This window comes from Vibrio penaeicida (assembly GCF_002933855.1).
GTDB lineage: Bacteria > Pseudomonadota > Gammaproteobacteria > Enterobacterales > Vibrionaceae > Vibrio > Vibrio penaeicida_A.
In genome coordinates this window covers 71,426-98,195 of the sequence record NZ_BFAQ01000055.1, presented here as the reverse complement: position 1 = coordinate 98,195, position 26,770 = coordinate 71,426, and the positions used below count along the sequence as shown (strand labels likewise).

The window sequence follows — 26,770 nt, the reverse complement described above, 5'->3', positions numbered from 1 at the left end:
ACTGAACAGTTTCTTTGCAAATTTTTTCAAAACTGCAAAGAAACTGTTCAGTTGGCATATTCATATTTACTCTGGGATTTATGGAGGGAACATAAGAAAAGAGCCCTAGCATCAGCATAAGGGCTCGGTTGGCGAATTCCATTTGTCGGAAAATTATCACTTTCGTAAGCAGTGAATATGGCTACCTACGCCTTGTATAAGGCTGGATAGCTAGACGGAATTACGAACGACCTCTGCCACCGGTGGCAATATAATGCGTTAGCTCAGATTGCTGCTGACCGATAGCTGACACCGTGTGATGAACCCGTTTCACAATCGCTCGCATAAAGTTAAAGATAACTTTTGGGTACTCATCAATTAATGGGTCGATATCCTGCCGATCAAAGCATAAGACAGATGCTTCGCCGAGCGCCTGCACAGACACGCTTCTTGGTTCACCATCAATAAAACTCAGCTCACCAATCAGATCGCCTTCTTCAAGTACATGCAGTAGCGTAATTTTACCCGTTTTCTGGTTCTCCCTTACTAATCCAAGCCGACCAGTCGTGACCATATAAAAACTGCTTGCTGAATCTCCCTGATGATATAAAAATGCACTATCTTTCAGCTTTTCAATTCGAGCTGCTCGCTGAGCGAGTACCTGCGCTCCCTCCTCGCCAATATAGGAGCCTATCGGTGCCTGAATTATCTGCTTCACTACTTGCTCTATTTGAGGTTTGTTCATTACTTCACTCCTTGATTTAATAAGACTTAAACGTTAGCCATCGCCAACCCGCACGGATAAACACCCACCGTCATCACCTCATTGATAGCGCGATTTAACCTTTTCCGTGCACGATCAGTAAGACCAAGCTTAAGCTCCCATTCATCACCTTTTATCGCTAACAGCCAAACATCCGGATACGACTGATACACGTTGTGGCACAGAGCTAAAATAGTCTGCACCGTAATGGCATGTGAAGTAAATGAATCATCCAGTCTTGGCTCGACTCTTGATAGGGAAAAACTCTCGGTATCAGAGCATTTTGTGGCATCAACAAACAACACTCTTTTGTGGCGCCGCAATAAATCCACATCTTCAAAAAAGAGCTGATAATGTCGAACCAGTACGCCATTGATATCGTACTTCTTTTCAATTTCATCAATAAAAGCCCATCCCAAACCATCATCTTGCCTACCGATATTGCCAATTCCATAGATTAGGTCAAACGAGTTAAGTGGTATCGGACTATCTGTATTTTTCATCCAATAGCCTCCCTGATTTATCAATAAGGGAGACTTTCAACGGCATTTGCCCCATTGCATGAGTCGCACAACTTAAACAGGGATCATAGGCTCTAATCCCTACTTCGATTGCATTCATCATACCTTCAGTGATCTCTGGTTTACCCGAAATCCAGTCCTGTGCCACTGACTGCACCGTTCGGTTCATCACTTGGTTGTTTTGAGTGGTAGAGACGATCAAATTGGCAAACGTCATATTACCGGCTTCATCAGCGCGATAATGGTGAAGCAGCGTTCCACGAGGTGCTTCAACAACTCCAATTCCCTCTCCCGTCCAAGCCCCTTTTTCTGGGGTGATGATCAGTTGCTCTCCTTGTAAGTCTGGATCAACCAACAACTCTTTAATCAGTTCTGCAGAATGAAGAATTTCAATCGCTCTCGCCCAGTTGGTATGTAGCGTCATATTATTCGCTTTACCGTGTGTATAACTATGAAAGCTTTCCAGTGCTTCTTGAGCTAAAGGTGTGTTGTAACGGCGCGTTACGTTAACCCGTGCGAGCGGGCCAACCCGAACGGAACCCTTATCTCTACCCAAAGACTTGAGGTAAGGGAACTTCATATAGCTCCATGGCTCTGTCGCTTCAGAGAAGTAATCAAGATAGTTATGATAATCCGTTTCTAGAACCGTATTCTTGTCTTTGTCTATAACTTTCAATGTACCGTGGTAGTAGTCAACGTCTCCGTTTTCGTCTACAAGACACATATCCAAAGCTTCCACGACACCAAAGCTGTCAATTTCTTGCCTATGTTTTTCATGATAATCATAAAAAAGATCAAGAGCATCTTGCGCATAATCAATGACTTGATCGATTGAAAGAATGTCTTTGTCACCGTTTAGAAAACGATCCCTTTGCTCCTCAGACATACTGCTATTCACTCCTCCCGGAATGGAGCTGATCCCGTGCATCCGTTTACCCAATACCGCCTGAATAAGCTCTTGTCCCCAGCGACGAAGCTCAATCACTCTTTTAACTAAATCAGGATTTGCTTCAGCAAGCCCTAAGATATTCCGTTTTTCTGGTGCCTCTTCAATTCCAAACACCATCTCCGGAGCGATCAGGTAGAAATACGCCGTAACATGTGACTGCAATTGTTGTGCGTAATGCCCTAAACGACGCATTTTTTCTGGCGTAGGCAGCATTTGGATGCCATCACTCAATCCTACGCCGACCATGTCATCAAGTGCTTTCGCGCCACACAAATGGTGGCTCACAAAACAAATACCACAAATGCGTTGTAACAACATTGGGGCTTCCCAATATGGGTGCCCCTGAATAAATCGCTCAAACCCCCTAAACTCGACAACTTGCAGTTTTGCGTCTGTTACTTTATTGCTGTCATCAAGTTGAAGTGTTACCTTGCCGTGCCCTTCTATTCGGGTAACCGGATCAATCACCAATGTTCTGCTCATGAGAATCCCTTCCATTGTGTTAGCTATACCGATGTGTTAGCTATACCGATGTGTTAGTCATACCGATTTATCGATGATGGTAAGTCGATTTCACGACCATTCACGAAATCATCCAAGACTTTAAAAATGGCGTCCCCATCAGGTGGGCAACCGGGTATGAAGTAATCCATTTTTACAACTTGATGCGCGGGGTATACTTTGGTTGTGATACGAGGAACATCAATATGAGGGATGACATTGTCCGAGCCAGGTGGACGTGTCGTTGAAGAGATGTAAGCTTCCTCTAAACATTCGGTTAAACTGACTTGATTGCGCATAGCCGGAACACCGCCCCATACAGCGCAAGCACCGACAGATATAAGGACATCGCAGTTCTCTCGAAAATGCTCAAGCGTTTCGATATTCTCTTCGTTAGCGACGCCTCCTTCAACGAACCCGATCACACATCGCTCTGGTATACGCTTCACATCAGTAATGGATGAACGAGTAATCGTTACTTTTCCCAGTAAACCGAGGATGCGTTCATCCATATCGAGGAAAGAGAGAGTACAGCCCCAACAACCGCATAACCCGATCATGGCCACTTTAATCTTTTCTTCACGAAGTGCCTTCGTTTCCGCATCCAGCGGAGTCTTAGGTAGTTCGTGAGAGTAAATCACGTTGGTATTACTCGTATTCATTTGTGTTCTCCTCTTAAAGCGCGTTCACGAACGGTTTCGATCTCGAATTTCCGTTTACCTATCGGAGCATCGAACCCCACCGCCTTTTTGAGGATGCAGCCTACTGGGCAGATATCCATCGCGGATTTCGTCTGCTCTTCGCTCATTTTGTTCGCCAATTCAACGTCTATCTCTATCCGAGATTTTGCTCCTCGATGACTGATGTTGAAAATTTTCTGCCCAGTATCTTCATCACGAATAAACTCCACACAGCGCTGGCAAAAAATACAACGATCACGCTCTAACCAAATGTTATCGGCGCGGAAATCATTTTCGGTGATGGGAAAACGATATGGAAAACGAGACACCATCATGCCGACTTCGTAACCGACAGCCTGAAGATCACACCTACCACTCTTTTCACAACTTGGGCAATTGTGTTTACCTTCTACAAACAATAATTCAATCAATGCCTTACGCATATCTTGAACTTCAGGTTCTTCCACTTCCACAACCATCCCATCTTGAACCGGTACCGTACATGAAGCGACGGCATTACCATTCACCTTACAAGTACAGACCCTACACGTTCCCAAACAAGGTTTTCCTCGTTGGTAGCATAATGATGGGATGTATACTCCTGCGTCATTGGCGACATCAATCAACCCCTGACCTTCTTCCGCGGTTACGGTCTTTCCATCAATTGTGAGTTTAATTGTCATTTGACTGCCTCCGGTGCTTCCACAGTGCCTTTCCTTGTCTTCGGCATCAGGATGTCAGATGCCACCGCATATCCTTCCATCGCTTCATTGAGATCAAAGGACGCCAATAAAGGACCTTGCTGCTGAGTGAGCTTTTCTTGGTAGATTTCCGGAAACTGGTTCAGGGTTGTCAGAATGGGTTTAGGAGATGTCGTCCCCAGACCACAACGGCTTGTACTGTGTATGATGTTCGACCAAGCAATAATTTCATCTAGATCCTCCTCAACGGCGTGACCTGCAATGACTAAATTAAGTTTGTCGTAAAGCGCCACATTACCAGCACGGCAAGGAACGCAAATCCCACATGACTCTTCCACAAAGAAGTGGATAAACTCACGTACGATGGTTAACAGATCCCGCTGGTGATTGAACACCATCATCGAGCCATTACAGGATAAATCGTTGTAGTCAAACGTTCTTTGCGCACCTTTAGACACGGAAACACATTCACCGGAAGGACCACTGACTTGTACCGCGCGGGCATTCTGTGCACCGACTAGTAACAATACGTCAGAGAGCGTCGAACCCCATTCGATTTCATAAATACCCGGTTTCTCTACATCTCCAGCCACACTGATTAATCGAGTGCCCGCAGAGGAGTTTGTTCCCATCGCCTCATACCACTTCGCCCCTTTTTGCATAATGCTTGCAACGGTGGCAAACGTTTCTACATTATTTACTGCGGTGGGTTGACCGAGATACCCTTGCTGAACTGGAAAAGGTGGTTTAACTCGAGGTGTTCCTCGCTTTCCCTCACAAGATTCAATGAGCGCAGACTCGTCGCCACATATGTAGGCTCCAGCCCCCAATTGGATACGAATGTCAAAACTGAAGTCCGTTCTACCCTGTATTTGATCACCCAATAAATTCTGGCTTCTCAAAACGCTCAATTTTTTCTCAAGGTATGGCACGAGATAGGTGTACTCTGAACGAAGATAAAGTATCCCCTCTTTAGCGCCAATGGCATACGCCGCTACAATCATACCTGCAAGCACTTGTTCCGGACTTTTTGTCAAAATCACTCGGTCTTTATAAGTACCTGGCTCCCCTTCATCCGCATTACAAATCAGGTATTTTTCCTTCCCTGGTGCGTCACGACAAAGCTGCCATTTCAATCCTGCAGAGAAACCGGCACCACCACGACCACGTAGCTTTGAGGCACTGGTGGAGTAAACCACTTCCTCAGGACGCTTAGCGAGAATATCAGTCACAACAGCTTTTATATCAAAATCATCTTGAAAGAAAATCGGACCCGATTGATGGATCTGACTCCCCGCTAGGGCTTCAATATATTCAATCGTATCGTCCGGTAACTGTTGCGGATTTGCTAAAGCTTGCGCTGTAGTGCCGTTTTGCAAGGCTGTGATAACGGATCGGACTTTTTCGGGATCAAGGTTTGTAAAGGGAACGCCATCAACCAGCATCGCGGGCTCTTGATCAGATAATCCAATACAGTGGGTATCGAAGAGTCCAAAACGACCATCTGCTGAAACCGCTCCAAACTGGCACCCAACCACCTCTTCCAGCGCTTCTCGAACCGCTTCGTAGCCATTCATACGTGCGATCACGGTATCGGCAAGATAGATTTTGTGCTCACCAGATGGTCTGTCATGGAAAAAGTGGTAAAACGACAGTGTTTCCTGTACATCCAGAAAAGACAGGTTTAGACCAGTAGCTAACTCTTCTGCTGCTGACGGGGAGATAAATCCGTCTTGGTTTTGAACTTGCCATAGCATATCAATTAGCCTTTCTCGGCGATGTTGATAATGGTTTAAAATTGAAGATACGTCATTGCTCATATGTGCACTCCTTGTCACGTATTGCCGGCTACCAGCTCATCCAAGCCACTTCCCAGTAATTCAATTATTTAATTTTTATTTGCTGTTACTAATTCGAGAATCTGATGAGACTCAATCAGTATGACTAGAGGAAAAAACTGTATGGCTAGAGGAAAGCTAAAAACGTGTTTCTCGACAAAAATGTTTCTCGAATAAAAGACAACGACGCAAGCGTGCGCTGTGCTTAATTCCATCCTTGATAACCCCACTCGCTGAAACGAGTGTCACTTTCGTGTTTTTCCCTTAGGTTATGGGGTTATGCAAAGGGCAAGCCATTAGTTAAATAAATGTTAATTGTTCTTTTTTTCAGATAGATAAAAGTGAACACTTGTTACCTAGAAGTGGCTGAATACTCAATTCCCTTCCACTTTTTTCTTAGACTGGTTACTCAACTTCCAGTTATTAGGCGCAATCCAATTTTCGCCTAATGGATACTTTTTCCTTCATGGTTCCAAAATCACTCAGTCTTTTGGGAGGCTAATTCGAGTGCTTCATGAAACGCTGCAAATGTTTCCTTGTAATCTGGAGTTCGGAAAATAGCGGAACCAGCAACAAAGCAATCTGCACCTGCTTCTGCCAGTTGCGCAACATTATCTAGGTTAACTCCTCCATCAACCTGCAAGCGGATTCCACGACCCGATGCTTCAATCATTTTTTTGACTTGCGCTATTTTGTCGAATGCCGAGTCAATAAACACTTGTCCCCCGAATCCAGGGTTGACCGACATAACCAAAACGAGGTCAATTTTGTCCATCACATATTTGATCGTTTCAGGCGAAGTTGCAGGGTTAAGTGCAACACCGGCTTTACAGCCACAGCTATGAATGAGTTGCAGTGTACGATCGAGGTGCGGACACGCTTCTTGGTGGACGGTAATCCATTCTGCGCCCACTTTTGCAAAGCTCTCGACCAATTGATCAACAGGTTCAACCATAAGATGAACGTCTAACGGTGCGGCGATATCACGTTTGCGTAAATGCTGGTGCAAGGCACCGCAAACATCCGGACCAAAAGTCAAATTCGGCACAAAATGGTTGTCCATAACATCGAAGTGGATTAGATCAGCGCCAGCATCAATCACTTTTTCGACTTCTTTACCTAAGCAAGCAAAATCGGCGGCTAAAATCGAAGGGGCTATCCATGGTTTCATTGTTCTCTTCCTACTTTGTTTGATCTTTCAGGTTCAACTTGTTTGCTTTTTCAAATTCAATTGGTTTGAGTCATCCGTTTCTTTGTAATAGCGCGTCAATCGTTCAACTTCTTCTTTGGCACCAAGAATCACCGGTACACGCTGGTGTAGTGACTCAGGAACAACGGAAAGCAAGCGCTTGTGGCCGGTTGTCGCCGCTCCACCAGCCTGCTCAATAATAAAGCTCATCGGATTTGCTTCGTACAACAGCCTCAAACGACCATTTTTTATATTTTCTCGACTGTCTGCGGGATAGAGGTAGATACCTCCTCGCATCAGAATGCGATGAACCTCTGCCACCATTGATGCGATCCAGCGGGTATTGAAGTTGCGTCCCCTTGGTCCGTCCTCGCCTTTAATCAGTTCATCGATATAGCGGCGAATGACATTGTCCCAATAACGATGGTTAGAAACATTGACGGCAAATTCGCTTGTTTTTGGGGCGATGGTCATTGCTGGGTGAGTAAGAATGAACTCTCCAATATCATGATCGAGCGTAAATCCATTCACGCCATGCCCTGCTGTAAGAACCAGTGTTGTCGACGGTCCATAAAGCACATAACCTGCACAAACCTGACGTACTCCGGATTGTAGGAAATCCTGTTCCGTTGGTTCACTCACGCCTTCAGGGCAACGTAAGATAGAGAAAATCGTCCCGATCGAGACATTGACATCGGTATTTGATGAACCGTCTAGCGGATCAAATACCAACAAATACTTTCCTTTTGGGTATCGCTTCGGGATCTGATAAACATCTTCCATCTCTTCAGACGCCATCCCCGCAAGATGACCAGACCACTCAAGTGATCGCAGTAAGATCTCGTTAGTGATTACATCCAATTTCTTCTGTGTTTCCCCTTGGATGTTTTCACTTTCTGTACTGCCTAACACATCAATAAGCTGACCACGGTTAACGTCGTCTGCTATCTCTTTGCAGGCAGTGATAATGGCGTTTAGGAGCAATGTAAACTCACCAGTGGACTCCGGAATGCGGCGCTGCTCTTCCATGATAAATCGAGTAAACGTAATTCCTTTTCTCATCACAACCTCCTTATGCTCTTATTTCATTTTTGGCGAAACGATCATGAGTAGTTTCGACACTAACTCGGTTTGAACCATGGAATACTAAATCTTCAATCAGAGGCTGCATAATAAGCTCCATAGCGAGCCCCATTTTCCCTCCGGGAACAACAATATTATTACGTCGGGACATAAACGAGCCGTGAATCATGTTCAACAGGTATTGGAAGTCAACACCCGTTTTCTTTGGATCCTGAAACCGAATCACGACCATACTTTCATCCAATGTAGGAATAGCACGTGCAATAAACGGGTTCGACGTATCGACCATAGGTACGCGTTGAAAATTAATATCAGTACAGGAAAATTGAGGTGTGATGTAATGTACGTAGTCATGCATACGACGTAAAATGACGTCAGTAACCGCTTCACGGCTGTACCCACGTACGCTGGTATCACGGTGAATTTTCTGAATCCATTCCAAATTCACTATCGGGACAACACCAATAAGCAAATCCACATAACGAGCAACGTTACAAAATTCGGTCACCACACCGCCATGCAGACCTTCGTAAAACAGCAGATCAGTACCTTCCTGAATAGACTCCCACGGCGTAAAAGTGCCAACCCGATGATTAAACTGTTGTGCTTCCTCTTCATTGTGGACGTAATGTCGAAATCTCGCTGATCCTGTTTCGCCATAGGTTTTAAGTGTTTTTTCAAGATCCTTAAAGAGATTACCTTCTGGACCAAAGTGACTGAGGTTCCTTCCATCTTTCTGAGCCTTATCAAGGCGTGATCGCATCTCTGTACGGTCGTATCGGTGATAGCTGTCACCTTCGACGATTGCTGCTTTATAGCTGTTTCGCCGAAAAATCTGCTCCATAGCATTTTTTACCGTTGACGTTCCGGCACCAGAAGATCCGGTAACGGCAATAATGGGGTGTTTAATAGACATAATGAGTACTCCTTAGCTTGTGATTGCGGCTAAGTCTCCAGATTGGTAACGGGATGCCATTGATTCCAGGCTGATTGGTGTTATCTTCGAAGCCATACCTGTACAGCCAAACGCGTCGTAGCGCTCTAGACACAGTGCTTGCATTGCATCCGTAGCCGCTTGCAGAAACTTACGTGGATCAAACTGTTCTCTGTTCAAACACAAGTACTTTCTAACCGCCCCCGTACTCGCCATGCGTAAGTCGGTATCAATATTCACCTTTCTCACTCCATGCTTTATCCCTTCAACAATTTCTTCAACAGGGACACCATAGGCTTGCCCCATGTCACCACCGAAATCATTAATAATGGCGAGCCAATCCTGTGGTACGGAAGAAGAACCGTGCATGACAAGATGAGTATTAGGAATACGTGCATGGATAGCCTTAACCCTATCTATCGCGAGAATGTCTCCAGTCGGCTCTCGAGTAAATTTATACGCGCCATGACTGGTACCGATGGCAATCGCCAATGCATCAACATCGGTCATCGAAACAAATTCGGCCGCCTGTTCTGGGTCGGTTAACAGTTGCTCCCATTCCAGTTTGCCTTCTGCTCCAGAACCATCCTCCTCTCCCGCCATACCACTTTCTAGCGAACCCAAGCAGCCGAGTTCACCTTCAACAGAAACGCCCCCCGCATGGGCGATCTCTACGACTTGTCGGGTAACTTCACAGTTATATTCGTAGCTAGCTGGCGTTTTCATGTCATCTCGTAACGAACCGTCCATCATCACGGACGTAAATCCGTTCTGAATCGCTTGTAAACACACACTTGGTGACGCACCATGATCTTGATGGACAACAATAGGTATCTGTGGCCACTGTTCGACAGCTGCCAACATCAGGTGACGAAGAAATGTACTACCTGCATATGTCCGAGCACCGGCAGACGCTTGCAAAATAACAGGTGCATTACAGGTTGCTGCTGCACGCATAATGGCATGGACTTGTTCCATGTTATTCACATTAAATGCAGGTACGCCATAACTGTATTCCGCTGCATGATCGAGCATTTGTCTAAGACTTATTAACGCCATAATAGTTGTCTCCTTATCCTAAGAAAGAATAATTTAAATTGGACCCATTTATTACTTGGTTATTTTTATTACTCAATTCTTCATTAGTATAAATAAATTTTTCATATAAATAGCTTCGCAAATTAGATAGGTAAAAATTCTGATACAAATTCACAATATACTTATTATTGACTTCAAGAATAATCATCTAACATCATTAATTCACAGCATGACAACACAAACCAATAAGAATTAATTTGCCAGATGATAAATATAATTTATATGACAATCGGTAATATTAAATATCAACAACATACAGCTTGCATCGCTTAGAAAGTAAAATAATAAATCCCACTTACCCCAATAAAAACAAATAGTTAATAATTATCCATAGGAAAACAGAGGAATATAGAAAAAACGAGTTAACTTTTACTTATGGAAATCATAACTATTTCCAATTTTCATAATTTAAATTTCCCTATAACAATATATATACATCGCGCTCATACCATAGAGCTGATGACCCACTATTTTAAGAAGGAAATAATTATGGCTAAAAACTACCAGGCGGGGGTTAAGGAATATCGTGAAACCTATTGGGATCCGACTTACCTACCTGCGAACACCGATCTATTAGCTTGTTTTAAAATAGACCCTCAGCCAGGTGTTCCAAGAGAAGAGGCAGCAGCAGCCGTCGCAGCCGAGTCTTCAACCGGAACATGGACGACAGTCTGGACTGACTTGTTAACCGATTTGGACTACTACAAAGGTCGCGCATATGCCATTGAGGACGTGCCTGGGGATGATACCGCCTTCTATGCATTTGTCGCGTATCCTATCGACCTATTTGAGGAAGGTTCGGTTGTCAATGTACTGACATCTCTAGTGGGAAACGTATTTGGTTTCAAAGCGATACGTGGATTACGGTTAGAAGATGTACGTTTCCCAATCGCTTATGTCAAAACGTGTGGCGGTCCACCAAATGGTATTTTTGTTGAGCGTGATCGTCTAAACAAATACGGTCGAGCTTTGCTAGGTTGTACCATCAAACCGAAGTTAGGTTTGTCTGCCAAAAACTATGGTCGTGCTTGTTATGAAGGGTTAAGAGGCGGCCTGGATTTCACAAAAGATGATGAAAACGTCAACTCACAGCCTTTTATGCGGTGGCGTGACAGGTTTGGCTACGTCGCCGAAGCGATACACCGCGCGGAAAGTGAAACAGGAGAGCGCAAAGGTCATTACCTTAATGTTACCGCAGCGACGCCGGAAGAGATGTACCGTCGCGCAGAATATGCAAAAGAGTTAGACATGCCAATCATTATGCATGACTTCTTCACTGCCGGATTTACCGCCAATACAGGATTGGCAAATTGGTGCCGAGAGAATGGCATGTTACTGCATATTCACCGTGCTATGCATGCGGTGGTCGATCGCAACCCTCGTCATGGTATTCACTTTCGCGTACTGACAAAGTGTCTTCGCTTATCAGGAGGGGATCATCTCCACTCAGGAACAGTCGTGGGCAAGCTGGAGGGGGATCGCAACGCCACACTTGGATGGATAGATATTATGCGTGAACGGACCATTAAAAAAGATCGTTCACGTGGCATTTTCTTTGACCAAGATTTTGGCTCCATGCCGGGTGTATTCCCTGTTGCATCAGGTGGTATCCACGTTTGGCACATGCCAGCATTGGTTTCCATTTTTGGTGACAACGCGATATTCCAGTTTGGTGGCGGTACGTTGGGTCACCCTTGGGGAAATGCGGCAGGTGCAGCTGCAAACCGTGTTGCTCTTGAAGCTTGCACTTTAGCTCGCAATGAAGGCAAGGATCTTGAACGAGAAGGTAAAGAAATACTGAAAGCTGCCGCGAAGCACAGCCCCGAGCTCAAAGTCGCAATGGAAACATGGAAAGAGGTTAAGTTTGAGTTTGATACGGTAGACAAGCTAGATACCGCTCACGCTTAATAATCCACAGTTATGCCAGATTCACAGCCACCTCATTAAGGAGAATGACGATGAGTGAAGTTAGAGATTACCCATCAAGGCTAACCGACCCGCACAGCCGAAAATTTGAAACCTTTTCTTACTTACCGCGTTTAACGGCAGAGCAAATTCGTAAACAGGTAAACTATATAGTGAAGCAGGGCTGGAACCCTGCCATCGAGCACACAGAGCCGGAAGAAGCGAGTTCCTCCTTTTGGTATATGTGGAAACTCCCCATGTTTGGTGAGACAAATGTAGACCAGATTCTGTCAGAAGCTCAGCTCTGTCATAACAGTAATCCAAATCACCATGTTCGTATTATCGGCTACGACAACCTAAGCCAAACTCAGGGAATGGCAACCGTCATTTATCGTGCGCCTGGCTTCGAATAACCCAGGTTTCGAATAACCCTGACTTCGAATAACCTAGGCCTAGAGTAACCCTCGCTTCGAATAGCATAGGCGACACACCAGTGCGCCCGTTATTTGGGAACAAAAAATCAGGTCAGCAGACGACGCAAAATAGGTAAGCTGGTAAAGGTGGTGAAATACCTCATATCCGGCTCTTTTCTCCACTCATAGGATGGAGCTTTAAACGATGAATCAAGCAATCAAAGCGTTACCCACCCTTAATCAATACATGATTGAAACTGAGCCCTATTATCAAGAAACAGGTGACGAACTTGCTGCATATCTTGCCGCGTATGATGCGCGTATCCCAATGATGCTCAAAGGTCCAACCGGTTGCGGCAAAACCCGTTTTGTTGAACATATTGCCTGGAAGTTAAAACGACCGTTGATCACCATATCGTGCCATGAGGATATGACTGCATCGGATTTGGTTGGTCGTTATCTTCTCAATCAAGACGGTACTTACTGGCAAGATGGTCCATTGACTACGGCAGCGAGGGTCGGAGCAATTTGTTATCTTGATGAAATCGTTGAAGCACGTCAGGACACCACAGTTGCCATTCACTCGCTGACGGATCACCGCCGTACCCTATCGCTCGAAAAAAAAGGCGAACTCGTCTCTGCTCATCCTGATTTCCAGCTAGTGATTTCATATAACCCAGGTTATCAAACTCTGATGAAAGATCTAAAAACATCGACCAAGCAACGTTTTGCCTCGCTGGTCTTCGATTATCCCGAGCCGATGGTTGAAGGCGCCATTATTTGCCACGAAGCCGGTGTGGACAGTGACACAGCAGAACGGCTGATCCGTATTGCTGGTCATGCTAGAAATCTGGTTGGGCATGGGCTGAATGAAGGGATATCTACTCGTTTACTGGTGTACACAGGTCAGTTAATTAAAAAGGGAATCACCCCCATTACTGCCTGTAAAATGGCACTGGTTCATCCTCTTAGTGATGACCCAGACATCTGTGAAATCATAGAAACGGCGGTTAGAGGCTGTTTTTAGAGTCTGATATTGGCAAAGATACGAGGATTGGAATATGGAAGCGACTGAGGCACTGACAAGCCAATTACTTGAATCGATTCGAGCTGGTTCTCCATCTATCAATGTTAAAGGAGAAAAGAATCGAGACGATGACCTTACTCAGCTTGAGGAAGCCATCGTTCAGACAACAGCGACACTACCACAGCCTGTGGTTTGTTATTGTGTTCGCGCAGCTTGCTTTATTTATCAACGAAACCCTAATCGATCTCTATTGTATTGTTGGTTTCACAACGTCTCAGAAATGGTCAATACCTGCCACGGCGATACGCCTTACCAAGACAATGTTGAAGTACTATGTGCACTGGTTCAACAAACAGAGTCAACACTATTTGTGCTAAGTGAATTGATGGGGACAGAGCGCCTTATACAATTTTTAGACTCACTTCTAATCGCATCCAATCGTTTAAAATCTGTTGCAGCATTGAAGCAATATCTCTCTTTAACCGAGTCTCTCGCCACACAAGCCCCCCGATGTTTAGCGCCTTTTTTTAATTATTTAGATAGGTACCTTCGCCAGTTATCGATATCCGGCTTAGAACATTGGGCAATGTGGGGTGTTCGCGCGTTTGCCCACCAAAATGAATCATTGCATAGCTATTTTTCATTACAATCCAGTGACAGCCTTTCTGTATTTCAGCAACAAAAAAATGGTCTTTTGTTCGTCGATACCCAACGTCAGCTGCAATATTTTTTATGCGCTATTTGGGGAGAGGATTTTTTGCTCCGCCCTGTTAGTGTTCAATTTAATGACGAGAGCGCTGCTACCTCCAATATGCGACCTTCAATATTGCACCAGATGATTCTATTGCCAGATGCAATTGATGATTACATGAGCTCTTTTCCCGACTGCGACCACCAAACGGATCAGGTAAGTATTCCTGCTAAACTGATGTATAGAGCTGCCGCAGCTCACTGCGCTGCCCATATTCGGTTTTCTACACCCCGTCGCCGTTGTGATTTCACGCCAATTCAACAGTTTTTTATTGGTGTCATTGAAGATGCTCGTGTTGAGGCGCTTGCCATCGAGGTGTTTCCAGGGCTCAAAACGCTTTGGCACTCAATTCTTACTATTCCCCGTCATCAAGTCTGCTTGCCTGATTCAGGGTTAACCTTGGTCGAACGAGTAGTCGTTGCATTATTGAATCAAGACTCCCGTGATCCTCATCCACTGGTCGCAAAAACGTGCCAACGCTTTACTGAACTGTTAGCGCAGCCCAATCCCACACATACAGCCGCTGTTAATCAACTAGGGGTATGGTTAGCCGAAGCCCTACCATCGCAATGTCGTCATACGTCGGTTACTCAGTATTCTCGGGAAGTCATCCCTTATCGCGACGATAACCAGTCTCTTTGGCAAGACAAAGAGGAATTGGATAAATGGACATCACTCAACCCCCCTCAGGTGAAAAAAAGCGTCAGTGTTATGGAAATGGTTAATGAACTGGATTGTGAGCTTGCCGATGACAATGCTCAGGAGATATGGGTTCTTGAATCAGAATTTTTCCGTGATGGTGATCCTGAGGATGTTAGTATCAATACACTCGAAGGTACAACGCAAGTGTCTTCTCCTTTTTATTATCCGGAGTGGGATTATCGTTCTGCAAGTTCGCGAGCAAACTGGACAACGGTTACTGAACACTCAGGTAAAATAGGATCACCGGCTAACATTGAACAACTGCTTGATATTCATCGCCCCTTAGTTAAACAGCTCCGACGATTAGTGGAAACAGTTCAGCCCAAAGGATTACAAAGACTTAGAAAACAAAGCGATGGTGATGATTTTGATCTGGATGCCTTGATCGAAGTTTATAAAGAAATCAAGCGTGGCAGCTTACCCGATTTAAACGTTGATCAGCGTTTAAAAAGGCATCAACGCGATCTGGCGGTCGTCTTGTTACTAGATTTGTCTGAGTCAACAAACGACTCAGTTAACGAACATGGTACGACTGTCATCAAGATTACCAAAGAAGCAACAACTTTATTGGCAAGCGCGATTGAACAAATTGGCGATCCTTTCGCCATTCATGGCTTTTCATCTAATGGACGTCATGAAGTCCAATACCAATGTATTAAAGCGTTTAATCAGGCTTTTGATGATAATGTAAAAGCAAAGCTGGCGGGGGTAAAAGGAGCGTTGTCCACTCGTATAGGTGCAGCCATGCGCCATGCTGGTCATTATCTCATGAAACAATCCCAAAGTAAGAAGCTGATCTTGTTACTCAGTGATGGAGAGCCGTCAGATATTGATGTACGTGACCCTGAGTACTTAAAATCCGACACACACAAAGCGGTGGATGAATTACTTTGTCAAGGTATTACACCTTATTGCCTAACCATCGACAAAAACGCAGATACCTACATCGATGCGCTTTTTGGGCAAGGGCGCTACACCATTTTGAACGATGTAACTCGATTGCCATCCTTACTGCCGCACCTTTTTGCGAGCTTGACGAAAAAGACAGATTAGCTAACGGGTTAGCGGATAATACTAACCAATGAACGGATAGTACCTAACCAATGAATGGATAGGCACTTTCCAATGCATAGGTATTATCTCTTTCCATTGATGACATAATTTATGCATTCTGGATTAAAAGCAAAACGTTAGGTGAATATATTTCTAAAGGCACACATTATGCAGAACCAGTAGGCTATCGAATCTTTGTTCAGGACTGTACATGCACCTAACTCTTCGCCAACTGAATATTTTTTATGCCGTTGCAAGCCAGCTCAGTTATACAAGAGCGTCAGAAATTCTTCACCTAACGCAACCAGCGGTTTCTATGCAGGTAAGGCAACTTGAAGAAAATATCGGACTTCCCTTATTCGAACAATTGGGTAAATCACTTTTTCTTACCTCGGCAGGTGAAGAGTTGGTTGGGTATTGCGAGCGAATAAATTATATCGTTAATGATGCCGAAAATACGTTCAACAGCATGAAAACACTTTCTAGGGGGAAGTTAAAAATCACCGTGGCAAGCACAGCCAATTACTTTGCGGCGAGTTTACTTTCCGCCTTTTCTCAACAGTACGAGCACGTACAACTTGTGTTGAATGTGACGAATCGAGATCATTTACTAAAAGATCTAAAAAACAACCTCTGTGATTTAGCAATAATGGGTAAACCACCTTCAGAATTGGACACCGAGAGTACGGTGTTAATGGAGAATCCCTTAGTCGTTATTGCCCCCCCAAATCATCCTCTTTCAAAGAGAAAAGCTATTCCTCTTACCACCTTAACGCAGGAGTCGATTGTGGTACGAGAAAAAGGCTCGGGTACGCGTAGCGCTATTGAGCGTTTTTTCGATTTACACGGTCTTTCACTTCATGTGTCCGCTGAAATGAGCGCCAGTGAAGCAATTAAACAGGCTGTGTCTGCTGGATTATCGTTAGGGATCGTCTCTTTACATACCATTCAACTTGAGTTGGAAGCAAACAAACTGGTCGTTCTTGATGTAGAAAATATGCCTATAATCAGGCATTGGTACTTAGTCCGCCACAAAGAAAAAAGGTTGTCACCTATCGCGGAGGCATTTCAGCAATTCTTACTGAATCAGGTACAGAATATGTCACCAACTGATTTCCTAAACGTGGAAAATATAGTGAACGGATAGAGTTTGTTTACCATACAAGAAAATTGACAACGAAAGGTAAACAGACCCTAGTCATGCCAAGGTAGCGTCAACGTAAAGCATACCCCTTTGTCAGGGTTATTTTCTGCGGTAAGAGTCCCCTTGTGTTCAACCACTAAGCCGTAACTGATCGATAAACCTAGTCCGGTTCCTTCTCCAACTTCCTTGGTGGTAAAAAAAGGATCAAATAGATACTCTAAATGACACGGTTTAACACCAGTACCATTATCTTTGATTATTAGTACTACACTGTCCCCACAACGTTCACCGGTTATCGTGACTTTTGGTTTGGCTTCTTCTTTCAAAGCGTCTAGAGCATTGGTAAGCAAGTTCAGTATCACCTGCGTTAATTGACCTTCATTTCCTTGTACTGGTAAATTCTTCGGGAGCACTAGCTCAATATCTGCCATAGATTGGTTACTTTTATTAATCCAATTCACTGCTTTTTTAACTAATGCGGAAAAATTAATGGCTAGTTTTTCTGTAGTTCCCTTAGCACTGAACGATTGCAGATCTTTAACGATATTATTGATTCTTAGCGATGCTTCAAGAACATCATCAGCAGCAGGAACCAACTCCTTCAATGTATGTTCAAGGTGATTATCTTTATTGGAATCTCTTTCGTAAGAAAACTCATTGTTACGGTGTAACTCAAGAAGTTTAGTTAGATCACGTTGAATGATATGAGCATTACCAATAATAAAGCTGACAGGATTATTAATTTCGTGTGCGACCCCAGCTACTAATTTGCCTAGCGAAGCTAACTTGCCAGTCTGTACCAGTTGTCGCTGAGCATTTTTCAACTCTTCGAGAGTTTGAGTTAATTGAGTATTCTTGTCCTCCAGAGCTGACTGGTAACGACGCAAAGACAAATGAGTTTCTATCCTAGCCTGCACCTCCGCCATTTGGATTGGTTTGGTTACATAATCCACAGCACCGACCTCAAACGCCTTTAGCTTTTCATCGATATTACTGTAGCTACTTATTACAAGCACAGGAATCTCTGACAATGCTTCATTGGACTGCATCCGCCGACATACCTCGTAGCCATCCATATCTGGCATATTCAAGTCAAGTAACAGAAGATCTGGGATATCTTTTTGCATGCCTTCTAAGGCAGCAATACCCGAATAATAACCTTCAGTACGAAACCCTAAATCTGCAAGTAACTCACAAAACGTGTCACACAAAGTTTTGGAATCATCAATAACTACAATTTTTTCCTGTTTTTCTTGACGTGTATCTTCTGTTTTTTTAGCCACAAACGTCAGCAACCCTATCCCAATAAATTATTTCTCGCTCATGCTTTAGCATATACCCAAACGAACTCCGGGTACTAGGTTCAGCGAAATTTGATCGAATATTTACCTTCATCAGGGTTAAGTGCCGCTTTGTTTATAGGTCATAAATCAATTCAATGACGACATTTTTGAATCTGAATTTACATTACAATTCATACTATTCTTTACTCAGCCGTCTAAAGAATCCCCTCTAACTTCAATAACGCTTCTTTGCGCTCTAAGCCACCAGCGTATCCAGTTAACTTACCGCTTTTCCCTATCACACGGTGGCACGGCACAATCACTGATATAGGATTTTTTCCATTGGCAAGCCCAACTGCTCGAACCGCTTTCGGGTTACCAATGGTGTTTGCGAGATCTTGATAACTCCATGTTTCTCCGAAGGGAATTTGCGTTAATGTCTGCCACACCTGCTTTTGGAAATCGGTGCCTTTTGCTGCAAGTGGTACATCAAAGGTTTTTCGGCTTCCTTCGAAATATTCCGTAAGCTGCTTACAAGCTTGGGCTAATACATTGTGCTTGCAATCTTCACGTCCAAGTTCATTTGGTTTTGTCGTATACGTTTCAAACCAAATGCCTAACAAACCGTCGTCGTTCGCTTGGATCGTGACATCCCCCAGTTTACTGGACAAAATGGTATAAACGTTTTCAGATAAATTTTTCATAGCGGTAAATTCCAACAGTGTAAGGTGGCGTAACTGCCCCAAGGAGCAACATTTTCAGGTGACATTTCTGGATAGTGGACCATCGCCTTCTTAACGACGAGATCGCCACTTAAAAAGCAATTGGCTATGGACTGACCACGAAGCTGAGCGTAATTAATGGTCCACGGTCCAACCCCTTTTATTTCTATCCATTCAGATGGATCGGCATCGGGATTGTTCAAACAATAATCTGCAAATCGAGCCAGCGTCTCTTTTCGGCTGTTGGGCATTCTAAGAAAGGTTAAATCCGCATTCGCCACTTGCTCTGGCGTGGGGAAATATCGGATACCCGAACTGTCTTTTGAATTGCCTTCCAAATTCAGTTTTTCCGTTAATAAATTAAGCTGACCTATCGCCGCTTTAACCGATACTTGCTGCCCTAAGATGGCTCTTACCCCTGCTTCCCAAGGGCTCCAAACACCGGGGATTCTGATCCCACTTTCTCGGATTAGATCTGGCGCTATCGCTGTTAGGTGGTGCTCAACTTCGGTAATGCTCACATCAAGATCAAACATTCGACGTAACTTGACCACCAATGCTTTCAATTGGGTAATATCATCAAGTTCAAATTCAACCTGCATGTGCTGCTTAGAAATCACGGAAGCCCGAAACCAGCCTTTTGATCCATTTAAACTAAAATGCCGCTCGTAAAAATCATCTCCAATGGTTTCGACGCCTTCAATGGCTCGCATCCGATAAAAACCCAACATGTGCTGCCAATGCAAAGGCGATTTGAAGCCTAAACGCACATGATTGGTTTTCGATGCATCCCCCTCAGATTTTCTTACTTGGGTGGGCGTCAACTTTAACATGCTTTTAAATGCATCATTGAACCGCCTCACACTATTGAAACCACTGGCAAACGCAATGTCACTAATGCTTATTGAACTTTCATGCAAAAGCTGTTTTGCGAACATCAGCTTGTGATATTGGGCGTATTGCTTGGGAGACATGCCGAGGTACTTATCAAAGAGTTTTCTTAGGTAGCGATCAGATATACCTAAACGATCAGACAAATCGGAAATACCACCGGATTGCAGAGCCCCTTGCTCTATCAATTTAATCGCACGTTGAAAGGACGTTTCTGCCCCTTTCCAAGCCCAAGAGCTGGGTGCACTGTCTGGCCGACAACGCAAGCACGGACGAAACCCAGCCTGCAAAGCTTGTGCTTGGTCGAAATAGTAAGTCACATTCTTTTCCTGCGGTAAATTTGCAGGGCATATAGGACGGCAAAAAATGCCAGTTGTTTTTACGGCTACATAGAAACGACCATCAAACCGCTGATCTCGTGCCATTCTCGCTCGCTGACATTCCTCAATTGAAAGTGGCTGATTATTCATTGGCGTCGCATCCTTAGCTGAAAACTCTGATTTTATATGTGAAGCTGATGTTATCCAGTCTACTCAATTTTGAAACGCAAACTAGCCATTTTCGGAACCAAATGAGATTTCGCTCAATCGCGAAATTTATAGACGTGAGGTCAGCCCCAAAATAATAAACTTTCCTATCGATAAAGCGATATTCAACTAGTGGATATAAAACGTGAGTGATAGATTCCAGCCATCGTAACTCAATAGTTTTAAAGGAATTTTTCCATGTTTAAAAAAGCATCAGCTTTAGCAATTACCATTAGCAGTGCGTTGGCGTTTTCTGCTCAGGCAACCAGCCTTTCTGTATCTGAGCCTCTTTTAAATACCACCTTCCCTTCTGCTTCCGGTGTGGTGATAGACGGGACGACATTGTATGCAGTTGGTGATGACTCGCCTTGGCTTTACAACATGGACTTGGATTTCAATATCCTTAGCCAAGACCTGATTAAGCATTACCCTGTTGGCGACAATGGTCGAATTCTTAAAAAAGTAAAACCAGACTTTGAAGCCATGGAGTCGTTCACCGTAAACGGTCGCCGTGCTTTGGTTCTTCTCGGCTCGGGAAGCAAACAAGACATTCGCGAATGGGCATACATCATCAGCAAAGATAAAGGCGTAAAAATTGAGCGTTCGCTGGTCGCGCTTTATGAGCAGTTATACCGTGCAAGTAAATTCAGTGGCAAACAAGAACTAAACATCGAAGGGTTGGCTATTTCCGAAGACACGGTTTACATCTTCAACCGTGGAAATGGCGGTTCAAACATTATCTTTTCCTTAACGGCAGCTGAGTTTGAAGACTACCTTTTAGGTAAGCAAGACAAAGTAAATTCTTTACGTACGTATCACGTTTCGCTTCCTAACGTTCAAGGGTTTGAAGCGGGTCTTTCTGGTGGCACATATTGGGAAGAAACGGATAGCTTGGTATTTACTGCTTCGGTAGAAGCAACAGGAGATGCCTACAACGATGGAGAGATCTTAGGAAGCTTTGTCGGTCATTTTGAAGTAGGACAACTCAGCGAAACAAAGACATTGGATCTTAGCCCATACGCTCAATCCATCGACAAGAATGGCAAGCCGGTTATTACCAAGGTTGAATCCGTTTCGATAAAAGTCAGTACCCCAGAGTCCATTGAAGGCGCATTAGCCAGCGATAACGATGACGGTACAAGCGAGTTTTTCTCGTTTAGCTTACACAAGTAGAACTTAACCCATTCGCTGCCATATTTAAAACCTCAGCCAGTTCTCGCTATCGAAATAGGCATGGGTTGTAGAAGTATGGCAGCGTAATTGTCTCTCCTTTTTACCCCTAGCTTCTTCTATTGAGTTTCCTATCTCAAAGTTAGTTCAAATATTTTAATATATAGCTCATTTATTTTTGGATATCGATTAAATGAAGACCATGCATGCCGAATGTATGAAATCATAAAACGTCACCATGATTGTGATTTCACTCATATTTCCGTCCGACCGTCTCATTTTTTGGAATGAACATCTGGTTCATATTGTTGGTAAGTGCTAATTTTCGAGATATGCATCGCAACACATTAGGGTCTGATGACCTTGCGCGGTTAAATTTTGTTCGTGTTCAATGCGTTTTAATCGCGGCTCAAGGTATGCAGCCTAGTCACTCTACGTAAATACCTTGTAACAAACAGTAAAGCGCATTGAAACGAACCCTTTGGGCAGTATTTGTGTGCTATTTCTACTGCGTTATCGCCTATTGATGTAGAGCGACTACACCGAATAAGCTCTGCTTTGCATAAATAGCGCACAAATCTCTGCAAAAATCATCTCGAAAGGTCATCAGACCCTAAGGACTATCAGTGAAAAAAGGAATTTTATTTACGGCTCTCGCTATTGGATTACCATTTTCCGCTTCCTCAGCAGATTTAACCGTTACGACACCAAAACTAAACACTGCCTTTCCGTCCGCCTCTGGAATTGTTTACACCGAAGATATGGTTTATGCCGTAGGTGACGATTCTCCATGGCTATACAAGATTGGTTTGAACTTTCGAATCGCAGATAAAGACCTCATCAAACACTATCCAGTAGAAAAAAGCGGGCGAATTCTTAAGAAAGTAAAACCCGACTTTGAAGCGATGGAGTTGTTAAGCATCAACGGAAAGCCTTCATTCGTTATGCTTGGCTCTGGAAGTAAATCCGGCATTCGTGAGTGGGCATTTGTGGTTAGCCAAGATAAGCAGATCCGTATCGAACGTTCACTCATTCCTTTATACGAACAACTTTACCGAGCAAGCCGCGAATACGGTGTAGAAGAGTTAAATATTGAAGGCTTGGCAGCTTCAGAAGGAACCGTTTTCATTCTTAATCGCGGAAATGGTGGCTCAAACGTGATATTCACTGCCCCTATGCAGCAGTTTGAAGATTACCTCACGGGTAAAACAGACACGATCGCTAACTTAGGTACCAATAAAATCACGTTGCCAGAAGTAGGTGGATTTGAAGCGGGTCTTTCTGGTGCGACCTATTGGAAACAAGCGAAACGATTGGTGTTTACAGCTTCAGTTGAGGCAACAGGCGACGCTTATAATGATGGTGAAATCCTTGGCAGCTTTGTCGGATCATTCCCCGTTTCTCAACTTGAGTCTGGTAAAGAACTCAATCTTACTAACGTAGCCAAACCCGTCTCAATTAAAGGTAAGCAAGTTATCACTAAGGTTGAATCGGTATCCGTTACCCAAGACGGTTCGCAAGCAATCAAAGGCGTTCTTGCCAGTGATAACGATGATGGAACCAGCGAGTTTTTCAAATTCCGCCTTACTCAGTAGCGCTACGAAGCAATAAAAACGTTATTCCAAACGCTTTCAAGAATACAACCTAAAAGAGCATCCAAATGGATGCTCTTTTTATGTTCTTACGTTATCTAGTCTAAATGGTGACTATTTACCGCGACGCGCTTTAATTCGGTTCATCATAGAGAGTCTGCGTTCAGCAGAAGCCTGATCTTTCGGTGCGTCTGGGTTATTGGTGCGACCACGACGTTTCTTAAACGCATCTTTGCTGTTGAGCTTTTCAACATAAGCTTCACGGCGTTTTGGCTCATACCCAGGCTGCTCTACGCGGCGAATACGTTGTTGGATAAGGTTTTCTACTTGAACCAACGTCAGTTCTTCTTCGCGGCTAACAAATGAAACCGCATGACCTTGTTTACCTGCACGACCCGTGCGGCCAATACGGTGAACGTAGTCTTCCGCAAGGAAAGGCATGTCGTAGTTGATTACGTGAGGCAGACTTTCAATGTCTAAACCACGAGCAGCAACGTCTGTTGCAACCATCACTCGTGCTTTGCCTTCTTTAAAATCATCCAATGCGCGTCGGCGAGCACTTTGCGCTTTATCACCATGGCAAAGTACCGCTTTTATGCCATCTAATTTAAGCTCTTTAACAATATCGTTAGCCGTTTCTTTGTAGTTCACAAACACCAGAACTTGTTGCCAGTTCTTACGACCAATCAGTTCAGAAAGCAGTTCGGTTTTACGCTCTTGGTCTACAGGATAAACAACATGGGCAACAGTCGCTGCTGTCGAGTTTTCATGGTCAACGCTAATACGTTTAGGTTTGCGCAAAATGTCCGCAGAAAGCTGGTTAAGCTGGCTAGATGTTGTCGCAGAAAACATCATGATCTGAGGTGCTGTTTCGACTTCCATCATGATTTCGCGTACCGCGTTGATGAAGCCCATATCGAGGATTCGGTCGGCTTCATCAAATACAAGAAATTCAAGGTTAGCTATTGAAACGTTGCCTTCTTGCATGTGTTCACTCAAGCGACCAGGTGTTGCAACAAGAATATCCACACCACTTTCTAATTGGCGAACCTGAGATGACATCTTATTGCCACCGTAAACGGCTGCCACACTAAGAGAGGTATATTTGGTGTAGGCTTTGATGTTGTCTGAAATTTGTGCAACCAATTCACGAGTCGGAGCCAAAATCAGAGCACGTGCAGTACGGCGCGAAGGCTGCTTGCCCGAATCCAATAAGTGTTGGATCACTGGTAACGAGAACGCCGCCGTTTTACCTGTACCCGTTTGCGCAGTGGCAAAAATATCGTGCCCTTTACGCGCCATAGGGATGGCTTTTTGCTGGATTGGCGTAAGTTTTTCGTAACCGATTTCGGTCAGTACTTTCGCTACTTCAGGAGCGAAACCTTGAGAAGAAAATGACATTGAAGCAAGGTCCTTTATCAGACAACCTTTGATGGCTGAAACGCAAGCCTATACTTCGCTTGCCAGCCAAACTGGTACATGAATTTCAATTAGCGGCATAGTATACCCAAATAGCTTAAAGATGCTAGGCTCATCAAGTATTGCCTTTAATTAGAAGACATAAAAAAACCGATCAAAAGATCGGTTATTTAGAGGCTATAGCCCCTAATAAAAAGGGAGCGAAGATAACTCAATGAGTCGACAAGAGATAAGAACCGTTATCAATGCTGTTAAACCATACTAAATCGCGTAAGTCCGAAATATCTTGGCTAGAGCGTACCCGAACGCTTTTTCCAACCAGTTCTTGAGCCTTCGAATACACTCGCTCTGCACTTTCTTTATAACTGACGATACTCATTTTCAGTTGGCACCCTTCTTCATTAGATACCCAAACAAATTTTTCGTCTTTTGAGACGCTTTTAAGCACCCCAAAATCATTCCAACTGTTGTTACTCATAACCTCTCCTTTTTCTTTTAGTTCTTTGTCAAACCTTCTTTTCTTAGTATTGCTAGCCTATCCAACACCGAAGACTGAACAATTAATATGCAACTAAAGTTTAAAAATGACAAGGCAAAGTTCTTATCTCTTATATCAAATGATGATAACCCCTATTATTTACCTTATAGCCATATGGTTATTGAGATTCCACTCAAATACAATCCTACCCCGTAAGTGATATGTGCGAGCATACTCTTTGCCCTTACCACGCTTGGATTAGGTGTTTTCGCTGCTGCAATCCCCAACCCAAAGGCAGGTTGCAGAATAAGAAATGGGGCGAGAACACTGATTACACCCACAGATAGTGCGACAACTAAGCTTGGTGATCTTAGCCAATCTGGAAAGGCAAGGAGCAAAGCAGCTGCAAACACAATGCCTATCAGGTAATGCGCCCCCCACCCTATGACGATCTCTCCGTGCGCTTTAGGTGATTTGAATATGGGTTTGTGAAAGTATTTCCCTTTTCTTAACCCCAATAGCCACCGACCGACTAACGCATAATCCAGCGATGCCACACCGAAAAACCGATTTTGTACCCACGCGCAGATATCCATGAACAATGTGGCACCGATGCCCAAGACCACTGCATTTACTGCTGTTTCCACCACGACCTCTCCTTATCTTATTTTCAACGCCTTGAATTTGGCGGGTTTTCGATGTTTAAATGTACTACTTGAAGTTAACTTGAGGTCAAGATGAAAACACTCGATATCGGCGTCGTGGCAAAGCGAAGCGGTTTGAATTCTTCGGCGCTCCGTTATTACGAAAGCATTGGTCTGATTCACTCCATTGGGCGAAATGGCTTAAGGCGGCAATATTCCGAAGGTGTTTTGCAAAAATTGGCTTTGATTCATTTGGGAAGAAAGGCAGGATTATCGCTCGAAGAGATAAAAGCAATGTTTAATCAAGACGGTAACTTGGATATCAATCGTGACGCTTTACTTGAGAAAGTGTCTGAAATAGAAAAGTCCATCCGACAACTGATATGCGTTAAAGAGAGCCTTTTACATGTCGCTAACTGCCCGGCAGACGATCACCTGACTTGCCCTTCTTTTCAAAAAATGCTCAATGAGTTGTAAGGTTTTTGGCATCGATTCACTTTTCGTATCGTTCAACTTTTGTTATCGACTCGCTTTTGGCATCAATGAATATTCATTAGATACAAAACTCGAATAAATAAAGCCGAACACAGAGGTTCGGCTTTAAGTTTGTTTACCATGCGTTTGTTAGGGTCTGTTGACCTTTCGCGGTTAAATTTTGTTCGAGTTCTATGTGTTTTAATCGCGGCGCAAGGTCTTTAGCCCATTCTTTAAGAACAAAAGCAATTCTAAGCAAATACCTTGCAACAAAGAGTAAAGGGTATAGACCGGGGACGCCTAGTCGAACCCTTTGGGCAGCATTTGTGGCTCCTTTCT

At 43.9% G+C, this 26,770-nt stretch carries 24 protein-coding genes; 8 read left to right on the top strand and 16 right to left on the bottom strand.

Features of this window, described 5'->3' with window-relative positions:
- Window positions 1-220 precede the first annotated feature (220 nt).
- From VPNCDNU1_RS26475 to fba, 10 genes are all read right to left on the bottom strand, one after another.
- A complete protein-coding gene (locus VPNCDNU1_RS26475; RefSeq protein ID WP_104403148.1) occupies window positions 221-724 on the bottom strand; it encodes a Crp/Fnr family transcriptional regulator in 504 nt (167 codons plus the stop codon).
- Between the two features lie 26 nt (window positions 725-750).
- A complete protein-coding gene (locus VPNCDNU1_RS26470) occupies window positions 751-1,245 on the bottom strand; it encodes a hydrogenase maturation protease (RefSeq protein ID WP_104403147.1) in 495 nt (164 codons plus the stop codon).
- On the bottom strand, window positions 1,229-2,695 hold the full coding sequence (locus tag VPNCDNU1_RS26465) for a Ni/Fe hydrogenase subunit alpha (protein WP_104403146.1): 1,467 nt from the start codon (window positions 2,693-2,695) through the stop codon (window positions 1,229-1,231). The genes VPNCDNU1_RS26470 and VPNCDNU1_RS26465 overlap by 17 nt, the downstream gene beginning before the upstream one ends.
- A gap of 53 nt (window positions 2,696-2,748) precedes the next feature.
- A complete protein-coding gene (locus VPNCDNU1_RS26460) occupies window positions 2,749-3,375 on the bottom strand; it encodes an NADP oxidoreductase (protein ID WP_104403145.1) in 627 nt (208 codons plus the stop codon).
- On the bottom strand, window positions 3,372-4,076 hold the full coding sequence (locus VPNCDNU1_RS26455; protein WP_104403144.1) for a 2Fe-2S iron-sulfur cluster-binding protein: 705 nt from the start codon (window positions 4,074-4,076) through the stop codon (window positions 3,372-3,374). Before VPNCDNU1_RS26455 ends, VPNCDNU1_RS26460 begins: the two co-directional genes overlap by 4 nt.
- Entirely contained in the window at window positions 4,073-5,914 is a 1,842-nt protein-coding gene (locus VPNCDNU1_RS26450; RefSeq protein ID WP_104403143.1) for an NAD(P)H-dependent oxidoreductase subunit E, read from the bottom strand. The genes VPNCDNU1_RS26455 and VPNCDNU1_RS26450 overlap by 4 nt, the downstream gene beginning before the upstream one ends.
- 496 nt (window positions 5,915-6,410) lie before the next feature.
- A complete protein-coding gene (rpe, locus tag VPNCDNU1_RS26445) occupies window positions 6,411-7,103 on the bottom strand; it encodes a ribulose-phosphate 3-epimerase (protein WP_104403142.1) in 693 nt (230 codons plus the stop codon).
- Window positions 7,104-7,136: 33 nt separating this feature from the next.
- The gene (locus tag VPNCDNU1_RS26440; RefSeq protein ID WP_104403141.1) at window positions 7,137-8,183 is read right to left on the bottom strand and encodes a class 1 fructose-bisphosphatase; all 1,047 of its coding nucleotides are present in this window, start codon (window positions 8,181-8,183) and stop codon (window positions 7,137-7,139) included.
- Window positions 8,184-8,193: 10 nt separating this feature from the next.
- Window positions 8,194-9,120 carry a phosphoribulokinase gene (locus VPNCDNU1_RS26435; protein WP_104403140.1) on the bottom strand — a complete coding sequence of 309 codons (927 nt, stop codon included), beginning with the start codon at window positions 9,118-9,120 and terminating at the stop codon, window positions 8,194-8,196.
- Between the two features lie 12 nt (window positions 9,121-9,132).
- Window positions 9,133-10,197, bottom strand: a complete 1,065-nt coding sequence (gene fba / locus VPNCDNU1_RS26430; RefSeq protein WP_104403139.1) for a class II fructose-bisphosphate aldolase — start codon at window positions 10,195-10,197, stop codon at window positions 9,133-9,135.
- Window positions 10,198-10,725: 528 nt separating this feature from the next.
- On the opposite strand from fba, the gene VPNCDNU1_RS26425 reads away from it, so the two are divergent.
- The 5 genes from VPNCDNU1_RS26425 (at window position 10,726) to VPNCDNU1_RS26405 (ending at window position 17,234) form a co-directional block, all read left to right on the top strand.
- On the top strand, window positions 10,726-12,144 hold the full coding sequence (locus tag VPNCDNU1_RS26425) for a form I ribulose bisphosphate carboxylase large subunit (protein WP_104403138.1): 1,419 nt from the start codon (window positions 10,726-10,728) through the stop codon (window positions 12,142-12,144).
- Window positions 12,145-12,194: 50 nt separating this feature from the next.
- Window positions 12,195-12,554: a ribulose bisphosphate carboxylase small subunit gene (locus VPNCDNU1_RS26420; RefSeq protein WP_104403137.1), complete on the top strand. Its 360-nt coding sequence runs from the start codon at window positions 12,195-12,197 to the stop codon at window positions 12,552-12,554.
- A gap of 205 nt (window positions 12,555-12,759) precedes the next feature.
- Window positions 12,760-13,581, top strand: a complete 822-nt coding sequence (locus VPNCDNU1_RS26415; RefSeq protein ID WP_104403136.1) for a CbbQ/NirQ/NorQ/GpvN family protein — start codon at window positions 12,760-12,762, stop codon at window positions 13,579-13,581.
- 34 nt (window positions 13,582-13,615) lie between these two features.
- Window positions 13,616-16,087 carry a nitric oxide reductase activation protein NorD gene (locus VPNCDNU1_RS26410; protein ID WP_237324227.1) on the top strand — a complete coding sequence of 824 codons (2,472 nt, stop codon included), beginning with the start codon at window positions 13,616-13,618 and terminating at the stop codon, window positions 16,085-16,087.
- 211 nt (window positions 16,088-16,298) lie between these two features.
- Window positions 16,299-17,234 (top strand): LysR family transcriptional regulator, encoded by a 936-nt coding sequence (locus VPNCDNU1_RS26405; protein WP_104403135.1) that lies wholly within the window; start codon window positions 16,299-16,301, stop codon window positions 17,232-17,234.
- Window positions 17,235-17,281: 47 nt separating this feature from the next.
- Here the strand turns inward: VPNCDNU1_RS26405 and VPNCDNU1_RS26400 are convergent, their stop codons facing one another.
- The 3 genes from VPNCDNU1_RS26400 to VPNCDNU1_RS26390 all read right to left on the bottom strand — a co-directional run bounded on the left by VPNCDNU1_RS26400 (window position 17,282) and on the right by VPNCDNU1_RS26390 (window position 20,597).
- A complete protein-coding gene (locus VPNCDNU1_RS26400; protein ID WP_145959494.1) occupies window positions 17,282-18,514 on the bottom strand; it encodes a sensor histidine kinase in 1,233 nt (410 codons plus the stop codon).
- 215 nt (window positions 18,515-18,729) lie between these two features.
- Complete coding sequence (locus tag VPNCDNU1_RS26395) at window positions 18,730-19,218, bottom strand: methylated-DNA--[protein]-cysteine S-methyltransferase (RefSeq protein ID WP_104403133.1); 489 nt, start codon at window positions 19,216-19,218, stop codon at window positions 18,730-18,732.
- A complete protein-coding gene (locus tag VPNCDNU1_RS26390) occupies window positions 19,215-20,597 on the bottom strand; it encodes a DNA-3-methyladenine glycosylase 2 family protein (RefSeq protein WP_104403132.1) in 1,383 nt (460 codons plus the stop codon). Before VPNCDNU1_RS26390 ends, VPNCDNU1_RS26395 begins: the two co-directional genes overlap by 4 nt.
- A 255-nt stretch (window positions 20,598-20,852) precedes the next feature.
- Between VPNCDNU1_RS26390 and VPNCDNU1_RS26385 the strand changes: the two genes are divergently transcribed.
- Window positions 20,853-21,827 (top strand): DUF6929 family protein, encoded by a 975-nt coding sequence (locus VPNCDNU1_RS26385; protein ID WP_104403131.1) that lies wholly within the window; start codon window positions 20,853-20,855, stop codon window positions 21,825-21,827.
- A 623-nt stretch (window positions 21,828-22,450) separates the two neighbouring features.
- Window positions 22,451-23,419 carry a DUF6929 family protein gene (locus tag VPNCDNU1_RS26380; RefSeq protein ID WP_104403130.1) on the top strand — a complete coding sequence of 323 codons (969 nt, stop codon included), beginning with the start codon at window positions 22,451-22,453 and terminating at the stop codon, window positions 23,417-23,419.
- Between the two features lie 111 nt (window positions 23,420-23,530).
- Here VPNCDNU1_RS26380 and VPNCDNU1_RS26375 read toward each other — a convergent pair whose 3' ends face one another.
- The 3 genes from VPNCDNU1_RS26375 to VPNCDNU1_RS26365 form a co-directional block, all read right to left on the bottom strand.
- Window positions 23,531-24,817, bottom strand: a complete 1,287-nt coding sequence (locus VPNCDNU1_RS26375) for a DEAD/DEAH box helicase (RefSeq protein ID WP_104403129.1) — start codon at window positions 24,815-24,817, stop codon at window positions 23,531-23,533.
- Window positions 24,818-25,046: 229 nt separating this feature from the next.
- Window positions 25,047-25,313: a hypothetical protein gene (locus VPNCDNU1_RS26370; RefSeq protein WP_104403128.1), complete on the bottom strand. Its 267-nt coding sequence runs from the start codon at window positions 25,311-25,313 to the stop codon at window positions 25,047-25,049.
- A gap of 164 nt (window positions 25,314-25,477) precedes the next feature.
- A complete protein-coding gene (locus VPNCDNU1_RS26365) occupies window positions 25,478-25,960 on the bottom strand; it encodes a DUF2938 domain-containing protein (protein WP_174715170.1) in 483 nt (160 codons plus the stop codon).
- 90 nt (window positions 25,961-26,050) lie between these two features.
- Between VPNCDNU1_RS26365 and VPNCDNU1_RS26360 the strand changes: the two genes are divergently transcribed.
- Window positions 26,051-26,434, top strand: a complete 384-nt coding sequence (locus VPNCDNU1_RS26360) for a helix-turn-helix domain-containing protein (RefSeq protein ID WP_104403126.1) — start codon at window positions 26,051-26,053, stop codon at window positions 26,432-26,434.
- Window positions 26,435-26,770 lie beyond the last annotated feature (336 nt).

Bases quoted from the DNA above. Each gene is read 5' to 3' on its own strand.
- VPNCDNU1_RS26475 (WP_104403148.1), bottom strand. From the start codon at position 724: ATGAACAAACCTCAAATAGAGCAAGTAGTGAAGCAGATAATTCAGGCA.
- VPNCDNU1_RS26470 (WP_104403147.1), bottom strand. From the start codon at position 1,245: ATGAAAAATACAGATAGTCCGATACCACTTAACTCGTTTGACCTAATC.
- VPNCDNU1_RS26465 (WP_104403146.1), bottom strand. From the start codon at position 2,695: ATGAGCAGAACATTGGTGATTGATCCGGTTACCCGAATAGAAGGGCAC.
- VPNCDNU1_RS26460 (WP_104403145.1), bottom strand. From the start codon at position 3,375: ATGAATACGAGTAATACCAACGTGATTTACTCTCACGAACTACCTAAG.
- VPNCDNU1_RS26455 (WP_104403144.1), bottom strand. From the start codon at position 4,076: ATGACAATTAAACTCACAATTGATGGAAAGACCGTAACCGCGGAAGAA.
- VPNCDNU1_RS26450 (WP_104403143.1), bottom strand. From the start codon at position 5,914: ATGAGCAATGACGTATCTTCAATTTTAAACCATTATCAACATCGCCGA.
- rpe (WP_104403142.1), bottom strand. From the start codon at position 7,103: ATGAAACCATGGATAGCCCCTTCGATTTTAGCCGCCGATTTTGCTTGC.
- VPNCDNU1_RS26440 (WP_104403141.1), bottom strand. From the start codon at position 8,183: ATGAGAAAAGGAATTACGTTTACTCGATTTATCATGGAAGAGCAGCGC.
- VPNCDNU1_RS26435 (WP_104403140.1), bottom strand. From the start codon at position 9,120: ATGTCTATTAAACACCCCATTATTGCCGTTACCGGATCTTCTGGTGCC.
- fba (WP_104403139.1), bottom strand. From the start codon at position 10,197: ATGGCGTTAATAAGTCTTAGACAAATGCTCGATCATGCAGCGGAATAC.
- VPNCDNU1_RS26425 (WP_104403138.1), top strand. From the start codon at position 10,726: ATGGCTAAAAACTACCAGGCGGGGGTTAAGGAATATCGTGAAACCTAT.
- VPNCDNU1_RS26420 (WP_104403137.1), top strand. From the start codon at position 12,195: ATGAGTGAAGTTAGAGATTACCCATCAAGGCTAACCGACCCGCACAGC.
- VPNCDNU1_RS26415 (WP_104403136.1), top strand. From the start codon at position 12,760: ATGAATCAAGCAATCAAAGCGTTACCCACCCTTAATCAATACATGATT.
- VPNCDNU1_RS26410 (WP_237324227.1), top strand. From the start codon at position 13,616: ATGGAAGCGACTGAGGCACTGACAAGCCAATTACTTGAATCGATTCGA.
- VPNCDNU1_RS26405 (WP_104403135.1), top strand. From the start codon at position 16,299: ATGCACCTAACTCTTCGCCAACTGAATATTTTTTATGCCGTTGCAAGC.
- VPNCDNU1_RS26395 (WP_104403133.1), bottom strand. From the start codon at position 19,218: ATGAAAAATTTATCTGAAAACGTTTATACCATTTTGTCCAGTAAACTG.
- VPNCDNU1_RS26390 (WP_104403132.1), bottom strand. From the start codon at position 20,597: ATGAATAATCAGCCACTTTCAATTGAGGAATGTCAGCGAGCGAGAATG.
- VPNCDNU1_RS26385 (WP_104403131.1), top strand. From the start codon at position 20,853: ATGTTTAAAAAAGCATCAGCTTTAGCAATTACCATTAGCAGTGCGTTG.
- VPNCDNU1_RS26375 (WP_104403129.1), bottom strand. From the start codon at position 24,817: ATGTCATTTTCTTCTCAAGGTTTCGCTCCTGAAGTAGCGAAAGTACTG.
- VPNCDNU1_RS26370 (WP_104403128.1), bottom strand. From the start codon at position 25,313: ATGAGTAACAACAGTTGGAATGATTTTGGGGTGCTTAAAAGCGTCTCA.
- VPNCDNU1_RS26360 (WP_104403126.1), top strand. From the start codon at position 26,051: ATGAAAACACTCGATATCGGCGTCGTGGCAAAGCGAAGCGGTTTGAAT.